Annotated in this window: 30 protein-coding genes; all 30 read left to right on the forward strand. The window is 54.6% G+C overall.

Annotated features, from left to right (window positions below; genetic code table 11):
* Window positions 1-11: 11 nt before the first annotated feature.
* Complete coding sequence (gene tuf, locus NTD84_RS05755) at window positions 12-1,205, forward strand: elongation factor Tu (protein ID WP_071553149.1); 1,194 nt, start codon at window positions 12-14, stop codon at window positions 1,203-1,205.
* Between the two features lie 141 nt (window positions 1,206-1,346).
* The gene (gene rpsJ / locus NTD84_RS05760; RefSeq protein WP_003186070.1) at window positions 1,347-1,658 is read left to right on the forward strand and encodes a 30S ribosomal protein S10; all 312 of its coding nucleotides are present in this window, start codon (window positions 1,347-1,349) and stop codon (window positions 1,656-1,658) included.
* An 80-nt stretch (window positions 1,659-1,738) separates the two neighbouring features.
* The gene (gene rplC, locus NTD84_RS05765; protein WP_007253310.1) at window positions 1,739-2,374 is read left to right on the forward strand and encodes a 50S ribosomal protein L3; all 636 of its coding nucleotides are present in this window, start codon (window positions 1,739-1,741) and stop codon (window positions 2,372-2,374) included.
* A 12-nt stretch (window positions 2,375-2,386) separates the two neighbouring features.
* Complete coding sequence (rplD, locus tag NTD84_RS05770; protein WP_007896707.1) at window positions 2,387-2,989, forward strand: 50S ribosomal protein L4; 603 nt, start codon at window positions 2,387-2,389, stop codon at window positions 2,987-2,989.
* Window positions 2,986-3,285, forward strand: coding sequence for a 50S ribosomal protein L23 (rplW, locus tag NTD84_RS05775; RefSeq protein ID WP_002555488.1), 300 nt, complete (start codon window positions 2,986-2,988; stop codon window positions 3,283-3,285). Before rplD ends, rplW begins: the two co-directional genes overlap by 4 nt.
* 14 nt (window positions 3,286-3,299) lie before the next feature.
* On the forward strand, window positions 3,300-4,124 hold the full coding sequence (gene rplB, locus NTD84_RS05780) for a 50S ribosomal protein L2 (protein WP_262164025.1): 825 nt from the start codon (window positions 3,300-3,302) through the stop codon (window positions 4,122-4,124).
* A 16-nt stretch (window positions 4,125-4,140) separates the two neighbouring features.
* Entirely contained in the window at window positions 4,141-4,416 is a 276-nt protein-coding gene (gene rpsS / locus NTD84_RS05785; RefSeq protein WP_002555486.1) for a 30S ribosomal protein S19, read from the forward strand.
* 13 nt (window positions 4,417-4,429) lie between these two features.
* Complete coding sequence (gene rplV, locus NTD84_RS05790; RefSeq protein WP_003103908.1) at window positions 4,430-4,762, forward strand: 50S ribosomal protein L22; 333 nt, start codon at window positions 4,430-4,432, stop codon at window positions 4,760-4,762.
* Window positions 4,763-4,775: 13 nt separating this feature from the next.
* Window positions 4,776-5,462: a 30S ribosomal protein S3 gene (gene rpsC, locus NTD84_RS05795; protein ID WP_003176422.1), complete on the forward strand. Its 687-nt coding sequence runs from the start codon at window positions 4,776-4,778 to the stop codon at window positions 5,460-5,462.
* A gap of 12 nt (window positions 5,463-5,474) precedes the next feature.
* On the forward strand, window positions 5,475-5,888 hold the full coding sequence (gene rplP / locus NTD84_RS05800; RefSeq protein ID WP_003176421.1) for a 50S ribosomal protein L16: 414 nt from the start codon (window positions 5,475-5,477) through the stop codon (window positions 5,886-5,888).
* Complete coding sequence (gene rpmC, locus NTD84_RS05805; protein ID WP_008030901.1) at window positions 5,888-6,079, forward strand: 50S ribosomal protein L29; 192 nt, start codon at window positions 5,888-5,890, stop codon at window positions 6,077-6,079. The genes rplP and rpmC overlap by 1 nt, the downstream gene beginning before the upstream one ends.
* Before the next feature lie 2 nt (window positions 6,080-6,081).
* Window positions 6,082-6,348 (forward strand): 30S ribosomal protein S17, encoded by a 267-nt coding sequence (rpsQ, locus tag NTD84_RS05810; RefSeq protein WP_003176419.1) that lies wholly within the window; start codon window positions 6,082-6,084, stop codon window positions 6,346-6,348.
* A 23-nt stretch (window positions 6,349-6,371) separates the two neighbouring features.
* Window positions 6,372-6,740, forward strand: a complete 369-nt coding sequence (gene rplN / locus NTD84_RS05815; protein ID WP_011063774.1) for a 50S ribosomal protein L14 — start codon at window positions 6,372-6,374, stop codon at window positions 6,738-6,740.
* Between the two features lie 11 nt (window positions 6,741-6,751).
* A complete protein-coding gene (rplX, locus tag NTD84_RS05820; protein WP_003176416.1) occupies window positions 6,752-7,066 on the forward strand; it encodes a 50S ribosomal protein L24 in 315 nt (104 codons plus the stop codon).
* A gap of 22 nt (window positions 7,067-7,088) precedes the next feature.
* The gene (gene rplE / locus NTD84_RS05825) at window positions 7,089-7,628 is read left to right on the forward strand and encodes a 50S ribosomal protein L5 (RefSeq protein ID WP_003210069.1); all 540 of its coding nucleotides are present in this window, start codon (window positions 7,089-7,091) and stop codon (window positions 7,626-7,628) included.
* A gap of 13 nt (window positions 7,629-7,641) precedes the next feature.
* Complete coding sequence (gene rpsN / locus NTD84_RS05830) at window positions 7,642-7,947, forward strand: 30S ribosomal protein S14 (protein WP_003176414.1); 306 nt, start codon at window positions 7,642-7,644, stop codon at window positions 7,945-7,947.
* Between the two features lie 210 nt (window positions 7,948-8,157).
* Entirely contained in the window at window positions 8,158-8,550 is a 393-nt protein-coding gene (rpsH, locus tag NTD84_RS05835; protein ID WP_003186040.1) for a 30S ribosomal protein S8, read from the forward strand.
* A 12-nt stretch (window positions 8,551-8,562) separates the two neighbouring features.
* On the forward strand, window positions 8,563-9,096 hold the full coding sequence (rplF, locus tag NTD84_RS05840; protein WP_007896774.1) for a 50S ribosomal protein L6: 534 nt from the start codon (window positions 8,563-8,565) through the stop codon (window positions 9,094-9,096).
* 10 nt (window positions 9,097-9,106) lie between these two features.
* Entirely contained in the window at window positions 9,107-9,457 is a 351-nt protein-coding gene (rplR, locus tag NTD84_RS05845) for a 50S ribosomal protein L18 (protein WP_003186037.1), read from the forward strand.
* 3 nt (window positions 9,458-9,460) lie between these two features.
* Window positions 9,461-9,961 (forward strand): 30S ribosomal protein S5, encoded by a 501-nt coding sequence (gene rpsE, locus NTD84_RS05850; RefSeq protein ID WP_003186035.1) that lies wholly within the window; start codon window positions 9,461-9,463, stop codon window positions 9,959-9,961.
* 2 nt (window positions 9,962-9,963) lie between these two features.
* The gene (gene rpmD, locus NTD84_RS05855) at window positions 9,964-10,140 is read left to right on the forward strand and encodes a 50S ribosomal protein L30 (protein WP_003186033.1); all 177 of its coding nucleotides are present in this window, start codon (window positions 9,964-9,966) and stop codon (window positions 10,138-10,140) included.
* 3 nt (window positions 10,141-10,143) lie between these two features.
* On the forward strand, window positions 10,144-10,581 hold the full coding sequence (gene rplO / locus NTD84_RS05860) for a 50S ribosomal protein L15 (protein ID WP_003228720.1): 438 nt from the start codon (window positions 10,144-10,146) through the stop codon (window positions 10,579-10,581).
* Window positions 10,582-11,910: a preprotein translocase subunit SecY gene (gene secY, locus NTD84_RS05865; RefSeq protein WP_003228718.1), complete on the forward strand. Its 1,329-nt coding sequence runs from the start codon at window positions 10,582-10,584 to the stop codon at window positions 11,908-11,910. It abuts the gene before it with no gap.
* A 27-nt stretch (window positions 11,911-11,937) separates the two neighbouring features.
* Window positions 11,938-12,054, forward strand: a complete 117-nt coding sequence (gene rpmJ, locus NTD84_RS05870) for a 50S ribosomal protein L36 (protein WP_002555468.1) — start codon at window positions 11,938-11,940, stop codon at window positions 12,052-12,054.
* A gap of 130 nt (window positions 12,055-12,184) precedes the next feature.
* Window positions 12,185-12,541, forward strand: coding sequence for a 30S ribosomal protein S13 (gene rpsM / locus NTD84_RS05875; protein WP_003186020.1), 357 nt, complete (start codon window positions 12,185-12,187; stop codon window positions 12,539-12,541).
* A gap of 30 nt (window positions 12,542-12,571) precedes the next feature.
* The gene (gene rpsK, locus NTD84_RS05880; RefSeq protein WP_002555466.1) at window positions 12,572-12,961 is read left to right on the forward strand and encodes a 30S ribosomal protein S11; all 390 of its coding nucleotides are present in this window, start codon (window positions 12,572-12,574) and stop codon (window positions 12,959-12,961) included.
* An 18-nt stretch (window positions 12,962-12,979) separates the two neighbouring features.
* Window positions 12,980-13,600 carry a 30S ribosomal protein S4 gene (gene rpsD, locus NTD84_RS05885; protein ID WP_003210056.1) on the forward strand — a complete coding sequence of 207 codons (621 nt, stop codon included), beginning with the start codon at window positions 12,980-12,982 and terminating at the stop codon, window positions 13,598-13,600.
* Window positions 13,601-13,622: 22 nt separating this feature from the next.
* Window positions 13,623-14,624, forward strand: coding sequence for a DNA-directed RNA polymerase subunit alpha (locus tag NTD84_RS05890; protein WP_003186012.1), 1,002 nt, complete (start codon window positions 13,623-13,625; stop codon window positions 14,622-14,624).
* Window positions 14,625-14,666: 42 nt separating this feature from the next.
* A complete protein-coding gene (rplQ, locus tag NTD84_RS05895; RefSeq protein WP_192309350.1) occupies window positions 14,667-15,053 on the forward strand; it encodes a 50S ribosomal protein L17 in 387 nt (128 codons plus the stop codon).
* A gap of 237 nt (window positions 15,054-15,290) precedes the next feature.
* Window positions 15,291-16,745 carry a catalase gene (locus NTD84_RS05900; protein WP_262164026.1) on the forward strand — a complete coding sequence of 485 codons (1,455 nt, stop codon included), beginning with the start codon at window positions 15,291-15,293 and terminating at the stop codon, window positions 16,743-16,745.
* Window positions 16,746-16,884 lie beyond the last annotated feature (139 nt).

A 16,884-nucleotide genomic window follows, 5' to 3' on the forward strand; every position in this document is an offset into this window, starting at 1 on the left:
AGTTAATTGTCGTGGCTAAAGAAAAATTTGATCGTTCCCTTCCGCACGTCAACGTTGGCACCATCGGTCACGTTGACCACGGTAAAACCACTCTGACCGCTGCTCTGACTCGCGTCTGCTCCGAAGTTTTCGGTTCGGCCGTTGTTGCTTTCGACAAAATCGACAGCGCTCCGGAAGAGAAGGCTCGTGGTATCACCATCAACACCGCGCACGTTGAGTACAACTCTTCGATTCGTCACTACGCTCACGTTGACTGCCCAGGTCACGCTGACTATGTGAAGAACATGATCACCGGTGCTGCTCAAATGGACGGCGCTATCCTGGTTTGCTCGGCCGCTGATGGTCCGATGCCACAAACCCGTGAGCACATCCTGCTGTCCCGTCAGGTTGGCGTTCCGTACATCGTTGTCTTCCTGAACAAGGCTGACATGGTTGACGACGCTGAGCTGCTGGAACTGGTTGAGATGGAAGTGCGCGATCTGCTGAGCACTTACGACTTCCCGGGCGACGACACTCCGATCATCATCGGTTCCGCTCTGATGGCTCTGAACGGCCAAGACGACAACGAAATGGGTACCACCGCTGTTAAGCGTCTGGTAGAGACTCTGGACAGCTACATTCCAGAGCCGGTTCGTGTTATCGACAAGCCGTTCCTGATGCCAATCGAAGACGTATTCTCGATCTCCGGTCGCGGTACTGTTGTAACTGGTCGTATCGAGCGCGGTATCGTCAAGGTTCAAGACCCACTGGAAATCGTTGGTCTGCGTGACACTACCGTCACCACCTGCACCGGTGTTGAAATGTTCCGTAAGCTGCTCGACGAAGGTCGTGCTGGCGAGAACTGCGGCGTTCTGCTGCGTGGTACCAAGCGTGACGACGTTGAGCGTGGCCAGGTTCTGGTCAAGCCAGGTTCGGTCAAGCCGCACACTACCTTCGAAGCTGAAGTGTATGTGTTGAGCAAAGAAGAAGGCGGTCGCCACACTCCGTTCTTCAAAGGCTACCGTCCACAGTTCTACTTCCGGACCACTGACGTGACCGGTAACTGCGAACTGCCGGAAGGCGTTGAAATGGTAATGCCAGGCGACAACATCAAAATGGTTGTCACCCTGATCAAAACCATCGCAATGGAAGATGGTCTGCGTTTCGCTATTCGTGAAGGCGGTCGTACCGTCGGCGCTGGCGTCGTAGCCAAAATCATCGCTTAATCAGTGATGACTTGAAAAAGCCCCCGCTTAGCGGGGGCTTTTTTATTGGGTTGACACCTATCTGGGGCGTCTATAGAATTGCGCCTCCTTTTAACGGGCGTATTGCGCCCGGTGGGAATAGCAGCCGGAGTCTGAAATCCAATGCAAAATCAGCAAATCCGTATCAGGTTGAAGGCTTTTGACCATCGCCTGATCGACCAATCCACCCAGGAAATCGTGGAAACCGCGAAACGTACTGGTGCTCAAGTGCGTGGTCCAATTCCACTGCCTACCCGTAAAGAGCGGTTCACCGTTCTGGTTTCCCCGCACGTCAACAAAGACGCGCGTGACCAGTACGAGATCCGCACTCATAAGCGCGTTCTGGACATCGTCCAGCCAACGGATAAAACCGTTGATGCTCTTATGAAGCTTGATCTTGCGGCCGGTGTGGAAGTGCAGATCAGCCTCGGCTAAGACTCGGTCTTAGTCGTGTAACGCTCTGAAATGGGCGGCCATAGCGGGTGAAAGCCCCGTACACTCATGAGGTTTACAACATGACTATTGGTGTAGTCGGTCGTAAATGCGGTATGACCCGTATTTTCACCGAAGAAGGTGTCTCCATTCCGGTCACGGTCATTGAGATCGAGCCGAATCGCGTCACCCAGTTCAAAACTGAAGAGACCGATGGCTATCGTGCAGTGCAAGTCACTGTAGGCGAGCGTCGTGCTTCGCGTGTTACAGCTGCTCAGGCTGGCCACTTCGCTAAAGCGAACGTTGCCGCTGGTCGTACCGTAATGGAATTCCGCCTTGAAGAAGGCGATTACCAGGCCGGCGATCTGATCAACGCTGAAATCTTCGCTGCTGGTCAACTGGTTGATGTAACCGGTCAGTCCAAGGGTAAAGGCTTCCAGGGTACGATCAAGCGTTGGAACTTCCGCGGGCAAGATAATACCCACGGTAACTCCGTGTCCCACCGCGTTCCAGGCTCTATCGGCCAGTGCCAGACTCCTGGTCGTGTATTCAAGGGCAAAAAAATGTCCGGTCATATGGGCGCTGAGCGCGTGACCGTGCAGTCCCTCGAAGTAGTGCGCGTGGACGCTGAACGCAATCTGTTGTTGGTCAAGGGCGCTGTTCCTGGCGCTACTGGCGGCAACTTGGTTGTACGTCCAGCAGCCAAGGCTCGCGGTTAAGGGGAAGCTGACATGCAATTAAATGTAAATGACGCTCAAGCGATCGAAGTTTCCGAACTGACATTTGGCGGCGAATTCAACGAGACGCTGGTTCACCAAGCAGTCGTGGCCTACATGGCTGGCGGCCGTCAAGGTAGCAAGCAGCAAAAGACCCGTTCCGACGTTCGTGGTGGCGGTAAGCGCCCATGGCGTCAGAAAGGTACTGGCCGCGCTCGTGCCGGTACTATCCGTAGCCCAATCTGGCGTGGCGGCGGTACCACTTTCGCAGCTCGTCCTCAGGATCACACCCAGAAGCTGAACAAGAAGATGTATCGCGCAGCAATGCGTTCCATCCTTGCTGAGCTGGTGCGTACTGATCGTCTGGTTGTGGTTCAGGACTTCGCTGTTGATGCACCGAAGACCAAAGATCTGCTGAACAAACTGACCGGCATGGGCCTGACTGACGTCTTGATCGTGTCTGAAGTAGTTGATCAGAACCTGTACCTGGCTGCTCGCAACCTGCCACACGTTGATGTACGTGACGTGCAAGGTTCCGATCCAGTTAGTCTGATCGCATACGACAAGGTGTTGATCACCGTGTCGGCCGTGAAGAAATTCGAGGAGCTGCTGGGATGAACCAGGAACGCGTATTTAAAGTTCTGCTTGGCCCGCACGTTTCCGAGAAGGCTACGGTTCTGGCTGACAAGAAAGGCCAGTTCGTTTTCAAGGTTGCAACTGACGCAACCAAGCTGGAAATCAAGAAGGCCGTCGAAAGCCTGTTCAGCGTGAAAGTAGAGCGTGTAACTACCCTGAATGTTCTGGGTAAGAGCAAGCGCACTGCTCGCGGTCTGGGCAAGCGTAATGACTGGAAGAAGGCAGTTATCTCCCTTCAGCCAGGCCAAGATCTCGATTTCAGCAGCAGTGCTGAGTAAGGAAGGGGTGCATCATGGCAATCGTTAAATGCAAACCGACTTCCCCTGGCCGCCGTTTTGTGGTCAAGGTGGTCAACCAGGAGCTGCATAAAGGCGCTCCTCACGCACCGCTGCTCGAGAAAAAATCGAAGACTGGTGGTCGTAACAACAATGGTCGTATTACCACTCGTCACATCGGTGGTGGCCATAAGCAGCATTATCGTCTGGTCGATTTCCGTCGCAACGACAAAGATGGCATCGCTGCCACTGTCGAGCGTATCGAATACGATCCAAACCGTACTGCTCACATCGCTCTGCTGCTGTACGCAGATGGCGAGCGTCGCTACATCATCGCCCCTAAAGGCGTGAGTGCTGGCGACCAGCTGATCGCAGGTGCTCTGGCGCCGATCAAGCCGGGCAACGCTCTGCAACTGCGTAACATTCCAGTTGGTAGCACCGTACACGGCATCGAATTGAAGCCAGGTAAAGGCGCGCAAATCGCTCGTTCCGCTGGTGCTTCGGCTCAGCTGGTCGCTCGTGAAGGTGTCTACGTGACCCTGCGTCTGCGTTCTGGTGAGATGCGTAAAGTGCTGGCTGAATGCCGCGCGACCCTGGGTGAAGTCTCGAACTCCGAGCACAGCCTGCGTTCGCTGGGTAAAGCTGGTGCCAAACGCTGGCGTGGCGTTCGCCCAACCGTTCGTGGTGTTGCCATGAACCCGGTTGACCACCCGCATGGTGGTGGTGAAGGTCGTACCTCTGGTGGTCGTCATCCGGTATCGCCATGGGGCTTCCCGACTAAGGGCGCGAAGACTCGTGGTAATAAGCGTACCGACAAAATGATCGTCCGTCGTCGCAAGTAAATAGAGGGATACGACAGTGCCACGTTCTCTGAAAAAAGGTCCTTTTATTGATCTTCACCTACTGAAGAAGATCGAAGTGGCGGCGGAAAAGAACGATCGCAAACCAGTTAAAACCTGGTCGCGTCGTTCGATGATCCTGCCACAAATGGTCGGTCTGACCATCGCAGTGCATAACGGTCGTCAACATGTCCCAGTTCTTGTGAACGAAGACATGGTCGGCCACAAACTGGGCGAGTTTGCCGGTACCCGCACATATCGTGGGCACGTGGCAGACAAGAAAGCCAAGCGTTAAGGGGTAAGGAACGATGGAAGTAGCCGCTAAGTTGTCGGGCGCTCGAATCTCCGCCCAGAAAGCCCGCTTGGTCGCCGACCAGATCCGCGGGAAGAAGGTGGGCGAAGCGCTCAACCTGTTGGCTTTCAGCAGTAAGAAAGCCGCCGAGATCATGAAGAAAGTGCTGGAGTCGGCCGTAGCCAACGCCGAGCATAACGAAGGCGCAGACGTTGATGACCTTAAAGTCAGCACCGTTTTCGTCAACGAAGGGCGTTCGCTGAAGCGCATCATGCCACGTGCCAAAGGCCGTGCTGATCGCATCGTCAAGCGGTCTTGCCATATCACTGTCAAGGTTGCTGACAAGTAACGGAGTCGAAGAGATGGGTCAGAAAGTACATCCCATTGGCATTCGCCTGGGAATCGTCAAGGAGCACACCTCCGTCTGGTACGCAGACGGTCGGACTTATGCGGACTATTTGTTCGCTGATCTGAAGGTGCGTGAGTATCTCCAAGACAAACTAAAAAGCGCGTCCGTAAGCCGTATCGATATCCATCGTCCGGCTCAAACTGCACGTATCACCATCCACACCGCTCGCCCAGGTATCGTTATCGGGAAGAAAGGTGAAGATGTTGAGAAACTGCGCCAGGACCTGACCAAGCAAATGGGTGTGCCTGTGCACATCAATATCGAAGAAATCCGCAAGCCGGAACTCGACGGTATGTTGGTTGCGCAGAGCGTAGCTCAGCAGCTGGAGCGTCGCGTAATGTTCCGTCGCGCTATGAAGCGCGCTGTACAGAACGCCATGCGCATTGGTGCCAAAGGCATCAAAATCCAAGTGAGCGGTCGTCTCGGCGGTGCTGAAATCGCACGTACTGAATGGTATCGCGAAGGTCGTGTGCCACTGCACACCCTGCGTGCCGACATCGACTATGCCAACTACGAAGCTCACACCACTTACGGTGTGATCGGTGTAAAGGTTTGGATCTTCAAAGGCGAAGTAATTGGTGGTCGCCAAGAAGAACTGAAACCACAAGCACCAGCGCCTCGTAAAAAAGCTGCTAAGTAAGGGGTACGCCAAATGTTGCAACCAAAGCGTACGAAGTTCCGCAAGCAGATGACAGGCCACAACCGTGGTCTGGCTCAGCGCGGTAGCAAAGTCAGCTTCGGCGAGTTCGCGCTGAAGTCTGTAGCTCGTGGTCGTCTCACCGCTCGTCAGATCGAGTCAGCGCGTCGTGCACTGACCCGTCACGTTAAACGTGGCGGCAAGATCTGGATCCGTGTATTCCCGGACAAGCCTATCTCCAAAAAGCCCCTCGAAGTTCGGATGGGTAAAGGTAAGGGTAACGTGGAGTACTGGGTTGCTCAGATTCAGCCAGGCAAAGTCCTGTATGAAATCGAGGGCGTTTCTGAAGAGCTGGCGCGTGAGGCTTTCGCCCTGGCTGCTGCAAAGCTGCCACTCGCCACCTCCTTTGTTAAACGGACGGTGATGTGATGAAAGCGAATGAACTTCGTGAAAAAGACGCGCCGCAGCTTAACGAGCAACTGCTCGGCCTGCTGCGCGACCAGTTCAATCTGCGCATGCAGAAAGCAACTGGCCAGTTGGGGCAGTCTCACCTGCTCCGGCAAGTTAAGCGTGACATCGCTCGCGTGAAGACTGTGCTCAAACAGCAGGCAGGTAAGTAATCATGGCTGAAGCCGAAAAAACCGTCCGTACGCTGACTGGCCGTGTTGTCAGCGACAAAATGGACAAGACCATCACCGTTCTGATCGAGCGTCGCGTAAAGCACCCGATCTACGGTAAATACGTTAAGCGTTCGACTAAGCTGCACGCGCACGACGAAACTAATCAGTGCCACATCGGCGACAAAGTCACTATTCGTGAAACTCGTCCTTTGGCCAAGACCAAGTCTTGGGCGCTGGTTGATGTTCTCGAACGCGCTGTGGAAGTCTAAGGACTAGGGGTCGGAGAAATTATATGATTCAGACTCAATCCATGCTCGATGTGGCCGATAACAGCGGCGCTCGCCGCGTTATGTGCATCAAGGTGCTGGGTGGCTCCCATCGTCGTTACGCTGGTATCGGTGACATCATCAAAGTTACCGTGAAGGAAGCAATTCCTCGCGGTAAGGTGAAAAAAGGCCAAGTGATGACTGCTGTTGTAGTCCGCACTCGCCACGGCGTTCGCCGTGCAGATGGCTCCATTATCCGCTTTGATGGCAACGCTGCTGTTCTTCTGAACAACAAGCAAGAGCCGATCGGCACCCGTATCTTTGGGCCAGTGACCCGTGAACTTCGTAATGAGAAGTTCATGAAGATCGTCTCGCTCGCCCCAGAAGTGCTGTAAGGAGATCCGACATGCAAAAGATTCGTCGTGACGACGAGATCATCGTGATCGCCGGCAAAGACAAAGGTAAGCGCGGTAAGGTGCTTAAGGTTCTCGCTAACAACCGTTTGGTTATTGGCGGCCTGAACCTGGTTAAGCGTCATACCAAGCCAAACCCGATGTCGGGCGTGCAGGGCGGTATCGTCGAAAAAGAAGCTCCACTGGATGCTTCTAACGTCGCCATTTTCAACGGCGAAACCAACAAGGCTGACCGCGTTGGTTTCAAAGTAGAAGATGGCAAGAAAATTCGTGTCTTCAAGTCGACCCAAAAAGCGGTTGATGCTTGAACACTGCTAGGTAGATGAGACCATGGCACGACTAAAAGAGATTTACCGGAAGGAAATCGCTCCGAAACTTAAGGAAGAACTTAAGCTTTCGAACGTGATGGAAGTTCCGCGCGTTACCAAAATCACCCTGAACATGGGTCTGGGCGAAGCGATCGGCGACAAGAAAGTCATCGAGCACGCTGTTGCCGACCTGGAAAAGATCACCGGTCAGAAAGTCGTTGTGACTTACGCTCGGAAATCCATCGCTGGCTTTAAAGTCCGTGAAGGTTGGCCGATCGGCGTCAAAGTGACCCTGCGCCGTGAGCGTATGTACGAATTCCTGGATCGTCTGCTGTCGATCTCCCTGCCTCGGGTTCGCGACTTCCGCGGCCTGAATGCCAAGTCCTTCGATGGTCGTGGTAACTACAGCATGGGCGTAAAAGAGCAGATCATCTTCCCGGAAATCGACTACGACAAGATCGATGCTCTCCGCGGTCTGGACATTACCCTGACCACCACTGCCAAGAACGATGATGAAGGTCGCGCCCTGTTGCGTGCTTTCAAATTCCCGTTCCGCAACTGATTGGAGTAGGAAAATGGCCAAGATGAGCATGAAAAACCGCGAGCTGAAGCGTCAGCTCACGGTTGCCAAGTACGCCAAAAAGCGTGCAGCACTGAAAGCTATCATCGTTGATCTGAACGCAAGTCCGGAAGCGCGTTGGGAAGCTACAGTAGCTCTGCAGAAGCAGCCACGTGACGCAAGCGCTTCGCGCATGCGTAACCGCTGCCGCCTGACCGGTCGTCCACACGGCGTTTACCGCAAGTTCGGCCTTGGCCGTAACAAGCTGCGTGAAGCTGCAATGCGTGGTGACGTACCTGGTCTGGTTAAAGCCAGCTGGTAAGCACTATCAAAGTCTCGGTGATCGGGATCGCAAGATCCGGACCACCGGCGACCTTGAACATGAATCAAGCCCCTTTTGGGGCTTGATTCATTTGTGGGGTGTGTCTAGAATACCCGGCTCGCCTGAGCCCGTGCTTTTTTCGCGCGGATGTACTCGGCGACACGTAGTAGCCGCAAGGCTAATTTTTTGTGTATTAGGAGCGTCTAGCCCATGAGTATGCAGGACCCGTTAGCGGACATGCTAACTCGAATCCGTAATGCCCAGATGGCTGAAAAGTCCGTCGTAAGCATGCCATCTTCTACTTTGAAGGTAGCTGTTGCCAAAGTCCTGAAGGACGAAGGTTACATTGCGGGTTATCAGATCAGCAGCGAAATCAAGCCACTGCTGTCCATCGAGCTGAAGTACTTCGAAGGCCGTCCGGTCATCGAGGAAGTGAAGCGCGTTAGCCGTCCAGGCCTGCGTCAGTACAAGTCCGTCGATGATCTGCCAAAAGTTCGTGGCGGTCTCGGTGTGTCTATCGTCTCCACCAACAAAGGTGTGATGACGGATCGTGCTGCGCGCGCTGCCGGTGTCGGCGGCGAAGTTCTTTGCACTGTGTTCTAAGGGGGGATAAGCATGTCACGCGTCGCTAAGAACCCCGTTAAGCTGCCAGCCGGTGTCGAAGTAAAATTCGCAGGCCAACAGCTTTCGGTGAAGGGTGCCAAGGGCACTCTCGAACTGAACATCCATTCGTCCGTTGAGATCGTTGAAGAAGCTGGTGAGCTGCGTTTCGCTGCTCGCAATGGCGATCAACAAACTCGCGCAATGGCTGGTACCACTCGTGCGTTGGTAAACAACATGGTCCAAGGCGTAAGCCAAGGCTTCGAGCGCAAGCTCCAGCTGGTCGGTGTTGGTTACAAAGCGCAAGCAAAAGGCACAGTGCTGAACCTGGCTCTTGGCTTCTCGCACCCAGTGGATTATGAACTGCCGGAAGGCATCACCGCTGAGACTCCTAGCCAGACCGATATCCTGATTCGGGGCATCGATAAGCAGCTGGTAGGTCAAGTGGCCGCCGAGATCCGCGACTTCCGTCCACCAGAGCCGTACAAAGGCAAAGGTGTGCGCTACGCGGACGAAGTCGTCCGTCGTAAAGAAGCCAAGAAGAAGTAGGGCATAGCAAATGACCGACAAAAAAGTTACTCGACTGCGTCGCGCTCGCAAAGCACGCCTGAAAATGCACGAACTCGAAGTCGTGCGTCTCTGCGTGTTCCGCTCGTCGCAGCACATCTACGCCCAGGTCATTTCGGCCGACGGCAACAAAGTCCTGGCAAGTGCCTCGACTTTGGATAAAGAACTGCGTGATGGTGCCACTGGCAACATCGACGCGGCCACTAAGGTTGGCCAGCTGGTCGCTACGCGTGCTAAAGCCGCTGGCGTCTCGCAGGTGGCTTTCGACCGCTCTGGCTTCAAGTACCACGGCCGCGTCAAGGCGCTGGCTGATGCTGCTCGTGAAGCTGGGCTGGAGTTCTAAGTTATGTCAAATAACGACCAAAAGCGCGACGAAGGCTACATCGAGAAGCTGGTTCAAGTTAACCGCGTAGCCAAAACCGTTAAAGGCGGCCGTATCTTCACTTTCACCGCGTTGACCGTGGTTGGTGATGGTAAAGGGCGCGTTGGCTTCGGCCGTGGCAAGTCGCGTGAAGTGCCTGCTGCGATCCAGAAGGCAATGGAAGCTGCTCGCCGCAACATGATCCAAGTTGATCTGAACGGCACCACTTTGCAGTACGCAATGAAGTCCGCCCATGGCGCTTCGAAGGTGTACATGCAGCCTGCTTCTGAAGGTACCGGTATCATCGCTGGCGGCGCAATGCGTGCCGTTCTCGAAGTAGCTGGCGTTCAGAACGTTCTGGCCAAGTGCTACGGCTCGACTAACCCGGTAAACGTGGTTCACGCCACTTTTAAAGGTTTGAAAGCTATGCAGTCTCCTGAATCCATTGCCGCCAAGCGTGGCAAAAGCGTCAAGGAGATCTTCTGATCATGGCTACCGTTAAAGTTACGCTGATCAAAAGCATGACCGGCCGCATCCCTAACCACAAACTGTGCGTTAAGGGTCTGGGTCTGCGTCGCATCGGTCACACTGTAGAAGTACTTGATACTCCCGAGAATCGCGGGATGATCAACAAGGCTTACTACATGCTGCGTGTCGAGGGTTAATCGATGAAACTCAATGATCTGAGTCCAGCGCCGGGTTCCCGTCGCGAAAAGCATCGTCCGGGCCGTGGTATCGGTAGTGGTTTGGGCAAGACCGGTGGCCGTGGCCACAAAGGTCAGACCTCCCGCTCCGGTGGCACCATTGCTCCAGGCTTTGAAGGCGGTCAACAGCCGCTGCATCGTCGCCTGCCAAAATTCGGTTTCGTTTCCCTGAAAGCCATGGATCGCGCAGAAGTGCGTCTGTCCGAGCTGGCTAAAGTGGAAGGCGACATCGTTACCGTGCAGTCCTTGAAAGATGCCAACGTGATCAATGTCAACGTACAGCGTGTGAAAATCATGCTGTCCGGCGAAGTGACTCGCGCTGTAACCATCGGAAAGGGAATCGGCGCCACCAAAGGTGCGCGTGCGGCTATCGAAGCAGCTGGCGGCAAGTTCGAGGAATAAATGGCTAAGCAAGGTGCTCTCTCTGCGCTCGGCAAAGGCGGTATGTCTGAACTCTGGGCTCGTCTGCGTTTTCTGTTCCTGGCGATTATCGTCTACCGAATAGGCGCACACATCCCGGTTCCAGGTATCAACCCGGACCGACTCGCTGACCTGTTTCGACAGAATGAGGGGACCATTCTTAGCTTGTTCAACATGTTTTCCGGCGGCGCGCTGGAACGGATGAGCATCTTTGCATTGGGGATCATGCCGTACATCTCGGCATCGATCATCATGCAGCTGATGACCGCCGTCAGCCCGCAGCTGGAACAGTTGAAGAAGGAAGGTGAAGCTGGCCGTCGCAAGATCAGCCAGTACACCCGCTACGGCACTGTCGTCCTCGCTCTCGTTCAGGCAATTGGCATGTCCATTGGTCTGGCAGGGCAGGGCGTTGCGTTCACTGGTGACTTTGGCTTCCATTTCGTCGCGGTATCCACTTTTGTGGCTGGTGCGATGTTCATGATGTGGCTGGGTGAGCAGATTACTGAGCGTGGTGTTGGCAACGGTATCTCGATGTTGATTTTTTCGGGTATCGTCGCCGGTCTTCCGAGAGCGATCGGGCAGTCTTTCGAGTCTGCACGTCAGGGCGATATCAACATCTTCGCTTTGGTTGCCATCGGTTTGCTGGCAGTAGCGATTATCGGTTTCGTGGTGTTCATTGAGCGTGGTCAGCGTCGTATTGCTGTTCACTACGCCAAGCGTCAGCAGGGCCGCAAGGTTTTTGCTGCGCAGACTAGCCACTTGCCGCTGAAGGTGAACATGGCCGGCGTTATTCCGGCCATTTTCGCGAGCAGCATTTTGCTGTTCCCGGCTTCGTTAGGTGCCTGGTTCGGCCAGTCTGAAGGTATGGGCTGGTTGCAGGACATCTCGCAGTCGATCGCTCCTGGTCAGCCGTTGAATATTCTGCTGTTTAGTGCAGGGATTATTTTCTTCTGCTTCTTCTATACGGCGTTGATGTTCAATCCGAAAGACGTAGCGGAAAACCTGAAGAAGTCCGGTGCCTTTATTCCGGGCATCCGTCCAGGTGAGCAGTCTGCGCGCTACATTGATGGCGTTCTGACTCGTTTGACCATGTTCGGTGCTCTTTACATGACGGCCGTGTGCCTGTTGCCCCAGTTCCTGGTGGTTGCAGCAAACGTACCGTTCTACCTTGGCGGGACCTCGTTGCTGATCGTCGTCGTGGTTGTGATGGACTTCATGTCCCAAGTACAATCGCACCTCGTTTCGCACCAGTACGAATCCCTGATGAAGAAAGCCAACCTGAAGGGTTACGGCAGCGGCATGTTGCGCTGAGTACCCATAAGGTTCGAGGAGTTGGTGATGAAAGTTCGTGCATCGGTGAAAAAGCTGTGCCGTAACTGCAAGATTATTCGCCGCGAAGGTGTTGTTCGAGTAATTTGCAGCGCGGAACCGCGTCACAAACAGCGCCAAGGCTGAGTGTGATTGTGCTTCAAGCCCGGTAGCTAGTGCGCTACCGGGTTGATTATTTGTTATTACAGCGATATTATCTCGCGCCCTATTTCTTGGCTTCCGGGGCGTAGGTAGCTGTCAATTGGAGTCCCACTGAATGGCCCGTATTGCAGGCGTTAACATTCCAGATAACAAGCATACTGTTATCTCGCTGACCTACATCTATGGTGTTGGTCGCACTACTGCACAGAAGATCTGTGCAGTGACTGGGGTCAACCCAGCCGCAAAGATCAAGGATCTGAGCGACGAGCAGATTGAACAGCTGCGTGGCGAAGTGGCGAAGTTCACCACTGAAGGTGACCTGCGTCGCGAAATCAACATGAAAATCAAGCGTTTGATGGACCTCGGTTGCTATCGCGGTCTGCGTCATCGTCGTGGTCTTCCAGTACGCGGTCAGCGTACCAAGACTAACGCGCGTACCCGTAAAGGTCCGCGTAAGCCGATCCGCAAGTAATCGCCCCAGCGAATCGACAGGAAATTAATCATGGCTAAACCTGCTGCTCGTCCTCGTAAAAAAGTTAAAAAGACAGTGGTTGATGGCATCGCCCACATCCATGCTTCTTTTAACAACACAATCGTGACCATCACCGACCGTCAAGGCAACGCTCTTTCCTGGGCTACCTCCGGTGGTTCGGGTTTCCGCGGTTCCCGCAAGTCCACCCCGTTTGCTGCTCAAGTAGCTGCTGAACGTGCTGGTCAAGCTGCGCTGGAATACGGTCTGAAAAACCTCGACGTTAACGTCAAAGGTCCAGGCCCAGGTCGTGAATCTGCAGTCCGCGCTTTGAACGGCTGTGGCTACAAGATCGCCAGCATCACCGACGTGACGCCAATCCCGCACAACGGGTGCCGTCCGCCGAAGAAGCGCCGCGTGTAATCCAGGAGATTGTAAAGAATGGCTCGTTACATTGGTCCAAAATGCAAACTCGCTCGTCGCGAAGGCACCGATCTCTTTCTGAAGAGCGGCGTGCGCGCGATCGAATCGAAGTGCAACATCGAAGCAGCACCTGGTATCCACGGCCAACGCCGCGGTCGCCAGTCCGACTACGGCACCCAACTGCGTGAAAAGCAGAAGGTCCGTCGTATCTACGGCGTTCTCGAGCGTCAATTCAGCGGCTACTACAAAGAAGCTGCTGGCAAGAAAGGTGCAACTGGTGAAAACCTGCTGCAACTGCTCGAATGCCGTCTGGACAACGTTGTATACCGTATGGGTTTTGGCTCTACTCGTGCCGAATCCCGTCAGCTGGTATCGCACAAATCCGTCAGCGTTAACGGTCAGACCGTAAACGTACCGTCCTACCAGGTTCGTGCTGGTGACGTGGTCGCGATTCGCGAGAAAGCAAAGAACCAACTTCGCATTGTCCAAGCTCTCGATCTGTGTGCCCAACGTGGCCGCGTAGAATGGGTAGAAGTAGACACTGAGAAGAAGTCGGGCGTTTTCAAGAACGTTCCAGCTCGCAGTGATCTGTCCGCCGACATCAACGAAAGCCTGATTGTCGAGCTCTACTCCAAGTAAGGGCTAGAAAATAGGTGCATCCATGCAGATTTCGGTAAATGAGTTCCTGACACCCCGCCATATTGATGTGCAGGTTGTCAGTCCAACCCGCGCCAAGATCACTCTCGAGCCTCTCGAGCGTGGTTTCGGCCACACCCTGGGCAACGCGCTGCGCCGCATCCTGTTGTCCTCAATGCCCGGCTGTGCAGTAGTCGAGGCCGAGATTGACGGTGTGCTCCATGAGTACAGCGCCATCGAAGGCGTACAGGAAGACGTAATTGAAATCCTGTTGAACCTTAAAGGTCTGGCTATCAAGCTGCACGGTCGTGACGAAGTTACGCTGACCTTGTCGAAGAAGGGTTCGGGGGTGGTTACCGCTGCCGATATTCAGCTGGATCATGATGTCGAGATCGTTAACCCCGATCACGTAATCGCTAACCTGGCGTCTAACGGCGCCCTGAACATGAAGCTCACCGTAGCTCGTGGTCGTGGTTATGAACCGGCAGACTCGCGTCAGAGCGATGAAGACGAAAGCCGCAGCATCGGTCGCTTGCAGCTTGACTCTTCGTTCAGCCCGGTTCGCCGTATCGCATACGTGGTGGAAAACGCCCGTGTCGAGCAGCGTACTAACCTGGACAAGCTGGTTATTGATCTGGAAACCAACGGTACCCTGGATCCTGAAGAGGCTATTCGCCGCGCTGCAACCATCCTGCAACAGCAGTTGGCTGCGTTCGTCGACCTCAAAGGTGACAGTGAGCCAGTGGTTGTCGAGCAGGAAGACGAGATCGATCCGATCCTGCTTCGCCCGGTTGACGATCTGGAACTGACTGTACGTTCGGCTAACTGCCTTAAGGCGGAAAACATCTACTACATCGGCGACCTGATTCAGCGTACCGAAGTAGAGCTGTTGAAGACTCCGAACCTTGGCAAGAAATCCTTGACTGAAATCAAGGACGTTCTGGCCTCCCGCGGTCTGTCCCTCGGCATGCGCCTCGACAACTGGCCGCCTGCAAGTCTTAAGAAGGACGACAAGGCGACTGCCTGATCGTCGTAATCACCGAACGTTGTGTTTGGTAAGGAATGAACCATGCGTCATCGTAAAAGTGGTCGTCACCTGAGCCGCACCAGCTCGCACCGCAAGGCCATGTTTCAGAACATGGCGGTGTCGCTGTTCGAGCACGAGCTGATCAAAACTACACTGCCAAAAGCCAAAGAACTGCGCCGCGTTGCCGAGCCGCTGATCACCTTGGCCAAGATTGACAGCGTTGCTAACCGCCGTCTGGCTTTCGACCGTACTCGTTCGAAAGCTATCGTTGGTAAGCTCTTCAACGACCTGGGCAAGCGTTACGCTACCCGTGAGGGTGGCTACCTGCGCATCCTCAAGTGCGGTTTCCGCGCTGGCGACAACGCGCCTATGGCGTACGTCGAGTTGGTAGATCGTGCTGTCGGCGGTGAAGCTGTATCCGCTGAGTAAGACGTCAGTCTGAAACAAGAAACCGGGCCTAGTGCCCGGTTTTTTGTGCCTGTAAGAAACGCGTCGTTTATACAAGCTTCCCTGCAATCTGTACCGTCATGATGTCAGCGGTATTATTGGTAGTATTTTTCTATTGATCTCTGCAAATTAATGAATTTGTAGCCTTCCTGATCAATGGTCAATACTCCGTCCCAAGCCGATAGCCGGCAGTTCAAGACCGACAGAGGAAGAGATCGCATGAGCCCGAATCAAACGCTAACGACCGCCAGTGGCGCGCCTATCGCTGACAATCAGAATTCCCGCTCCGCCGGCCCTCGTGGCCCGTTGCTCCTCGACGACTTTCACCTGATCGAGAAGCTAGCCCACTTCAACCGTGAAAACATCCCGGAGCGCCGCGTACACGCCAAAGGTTCGGGTGCTTACGGTACGTTCACGGTGACGCGCGACATCACCGAGTACACCAGCGCCAAGCTGTTTGAATCCGTTGGCAAGCAAACCCCCACGTTCTTGCGATTTTCCACCGTAGGGGGTGAGCGTGGTTCGGCGGATACCGAGCGCGATCCCCGTGGATTCGCCTTGAAGTTCTACACCGAAGAAGGCAACTGGGACATCGTCGGCAACAACACGCCGGTGTTCTTCATCCGCGACCCACTCAAATTTCCGGATTTTATTCACACTCAAAAGCGCCTGCCGCAAAGCAACCTGAAAAGCGCGCAGATGATGTGGGACTTCTGGTCGCACTCGCCTGAGGCGCTGCACCAGGTCACCATTCTGTTTTCTGACCGCGGCATTCCTGATGGCTACCGTCACATGCACGGCTTCGGCAGCCACACCTACAGCCTGATCAGCGCCAGCGGCGAGCGTCACTGGGTGAAGTGGCACTATAAAACCCGGCAAGGAATCAAAAACCTCGCGCCCGCGGACGCTGCGCGTTTAGCCGGCATCGATCCGGATTACGCCCAGCGCGACTTGTTCGAGGCGATCGAACGCGGTGACTTCCCGAAATGGCGCGTATGCATCCAGATCATGACCGAGGCCCAGGCCGAGGCGCATTATGAAAACCCTTTCGATGTCACCAAGACCTGGTCGCAGAAAGAGTTTCCGTTGATTGAGGTGGGTGAACTTGAACTCAACCGTAATCCGTTGAACTACTTTGCGGAAGTTGAGCAAGCAGCATTCGGCCCAAGCAACATGGTGCCGGGTGTGGGGCTGTCCCCAGACCGCATGCTGCAAGGTCGAGTATTTGCCTACGCCGATGCGCACCGCTACCGTATCGGCACCAACCACCAGCAACTGCCGGTGAATGCGCCTCGCAGTCCGGTCAACAATTACCAGCGTGATGGCTCCATGGCGTTCGGCAGCAATGGCGGTGCAGCACCTAACTACGAGCCGAACAGCTACATCGAGTCGCCAAAACAAGCACCTCGCTATGCTGAACCTGCGCTGGCACTGAGCGGCGCGGCTGATCGTTATGATCATCGCGAAGACACTGATTACTACAGCCACGCCGGCGCGCTCTTCCGGCTCATGAGTGACGAGCAAAAAGCACTGTTGGTCCGCAACATCGCCGGCGCGATGGCGGGTGTGTCCAGCGATGTAGTTGATCGGCAGTTGCAGCACTTCCATAAGGCCGACCCGGCGTATGGAGACGCAATCGCAAAGGCCCTTAACGTACAGCTTAACGAAGTCTAAACGAGAAGCAGAACCGCCCTCATTAGGGCGGTTTTTGCGTTATTTAAACCACTTTTCTCAGAATATCTTCGCTTTTATCGCGCAAACGCCGTGACCAAACAGTCTCCTTGGTTCAAACTACAGACTTTCAAGCAGGGAG

It is taken from the genome of Pseudomonas sp. 14P_8.1_Bac3 (genome assembly GCF_025466085.1).
GTDB lineage: Bacteria > Pseudomonadota > Gammaproteobacteria > Pseudomonadales > Pseudomonadaceae > Aquipseudomonas.

Coding starts and splice junctions, on each gene's coding strand:
- rpsJ (WP_003186070.1), top strand. CDS start 1,347: ATGCAAAATCAGCAAATCCGTATCAGGTTGAAGGCTTTTGACCATCGC.
- rplC (WP_007253310.1), top strand. CDS start 1,739: ATGACTATTGGTGTAGTCGGTCGTAAATGCGGTATGACCCGTATTTTC.
- rplD (WP_007896707.1), top strand. CDS start 2,387: ATGCAATTAAATGTAAATGACGCTCAAGCGATCGAAGTTTCCGAACTG.
- rplW (WP_002555488.1), top strand. CDS start 2,986: ATGAACCAGGAACGCGTATTTAAAGTTCTGCTTGGCCCGCACGTTTCC.
- rplB (WP_262164025.1), top strand. CDS start 3,300: ATGGCAATCGTTAAATGCAAACCGACTTCCCCTGGCCGCCGTTTTGTG.
- rplV (WP_003103908.1), top strand. CDS start 4,430: ATGGAAGTAGCCGCTAAGTTGTCGGGCGCTCGAATCTCCGCCCAGAAA.
- rpsC (WP_003176422.1), top strand. CDS start 4,776: ATGGGTCAGAAAGTACATCCCATTGGCATTCGCCTGGGAATCGTCAAG.
- rplP (WP_003176421.1), top strand. CDS start 5,475: ATGTTGCAACCAAAGCGTACGAAGTTCCGCAAGCAGATGACAGGCCAC.
- rpmC (WP_008030901.1), top strand. CDS start 5,888: ATGAAAGCGAATGAACTTCGTGAAAAAGACGCGCCGCAGCTTAACGAG.
- rpsQ (WP_003176419.1), top strand. CDS start 6,082: ATGGCTGAAGCCGAAAAAACCGTCCGTACGCTGACTGGCCGTGTTGTC.
- rplN (WP_011063774.1), top strand. CDS start 6,372: ATGATTCAGACTCAATCCATGCTCGATGTGGCCGATAACAGCGGCGCT.
- rplX (WP_003176416.1), top strand. CDS start 6,752: ATGCAAAAGATTCGTCGTGACGACGAGATCATCGTGATCGCCGGCAAA.
- rplE (WP_003210069.1), top strand. CDS start 7,089: ATGGCACGACTAAAAGAGATTTACCGGAAGGAAATCGCTCCGAAACTT.
- rpsN (WP_003176414.1), top strand. CDS start 7,642: ATGGCCAAGATGAGCATGAAAAACCGCGAGCTGAAGCGTCAGCTCACG.
- rpsH (WP_003186040.1), top strand. CDS start 8,158: ATGAGTATGCAGGACCCGTTAGCGGACATGCTAACTCGAATCCGTAAT.
- rplF (WP_007896774.1), top strand. CDS start 8,563: ATGTCACGCGTCGCTAAGAACCCCGTTAAGCTGCCAGCCGGTGTCGAA.
- rplR (WP_003186037.1), top strand. CDS start 9,107: ATGACCGACAAAAAAGTTACTCGACTGCGTCGCGCTCGCAAAGCACGC.
- rpsE (WP_003186035.1), top strand. CDS start 9,461: ATGTCAAATAACGACCAAAAGCGCGACGAAGGCTACATCGAGAAGCTG.
- rpmD (WP_003186033.1), top strand. CDS start 9,964: ATGGCTACCGTTAAAGTTACGCTGATCAAAAGCATGACCGGCCGCATC.
- rplO (WP_003228720.1), top strand. CDS start 10,144: ATGAAACTCAATGATCTGAGTCCAGCGCCGGGTTCCCGTCGCGAAAAG.
- secY (WP_003228718.1), top strand. CDS start 10,582: ATGGCTAAGCAAGGTGCTCTCTCTGCGCTCGGCAAAGGCGGTATGTCT.
- rpmJ (WP_002555468.1), top strand. CDS start 11,938: ATGAAAGTTCGTGCATCGGTGAAAAAGCTGTGCCGTAACTGCAAGATT.
- rpsM (WP_003186020.1), top strand. CDS start 12,185: ATGGCCCGTATTGCAGGCGTTAACATTCCAGATAACAAGCATACTGTT.
- rpsK (WP_002555466.1), top strand. CDS start 12,572: ATGGCTAAACCTGCTGCTCGTCCTCGTAAAAAAGTTAAAAAGACAGTG.
- rpsD (WP_003210056.1), top strand. CDS start 12,980: ATGGCTCGTTACATTGGTCCAAAATGCAAACTCGCTCGTCGCGAAGGC.
- NTD84_RS05890 (WP_003186012.1), top strand. CDS start 13,623: ATGCAGATTTCGGTAAATGAGTTCCTGACACCCCGCCATATTGATGTG.
- rplQ (WP_192309350.1), top strand. CDS start 14,667: ATGCGTCATCGTAAAAGTGGTCGTCACCTGAGCCGCACCAGCTCGCAC.
- NTD84_RS05900 (WP_262164026.1), top strand. CDS start 15,291: ATGAGCCCGAATCAAACGCTAACGACCGCCAGTGGCGCGCCTATCGCT.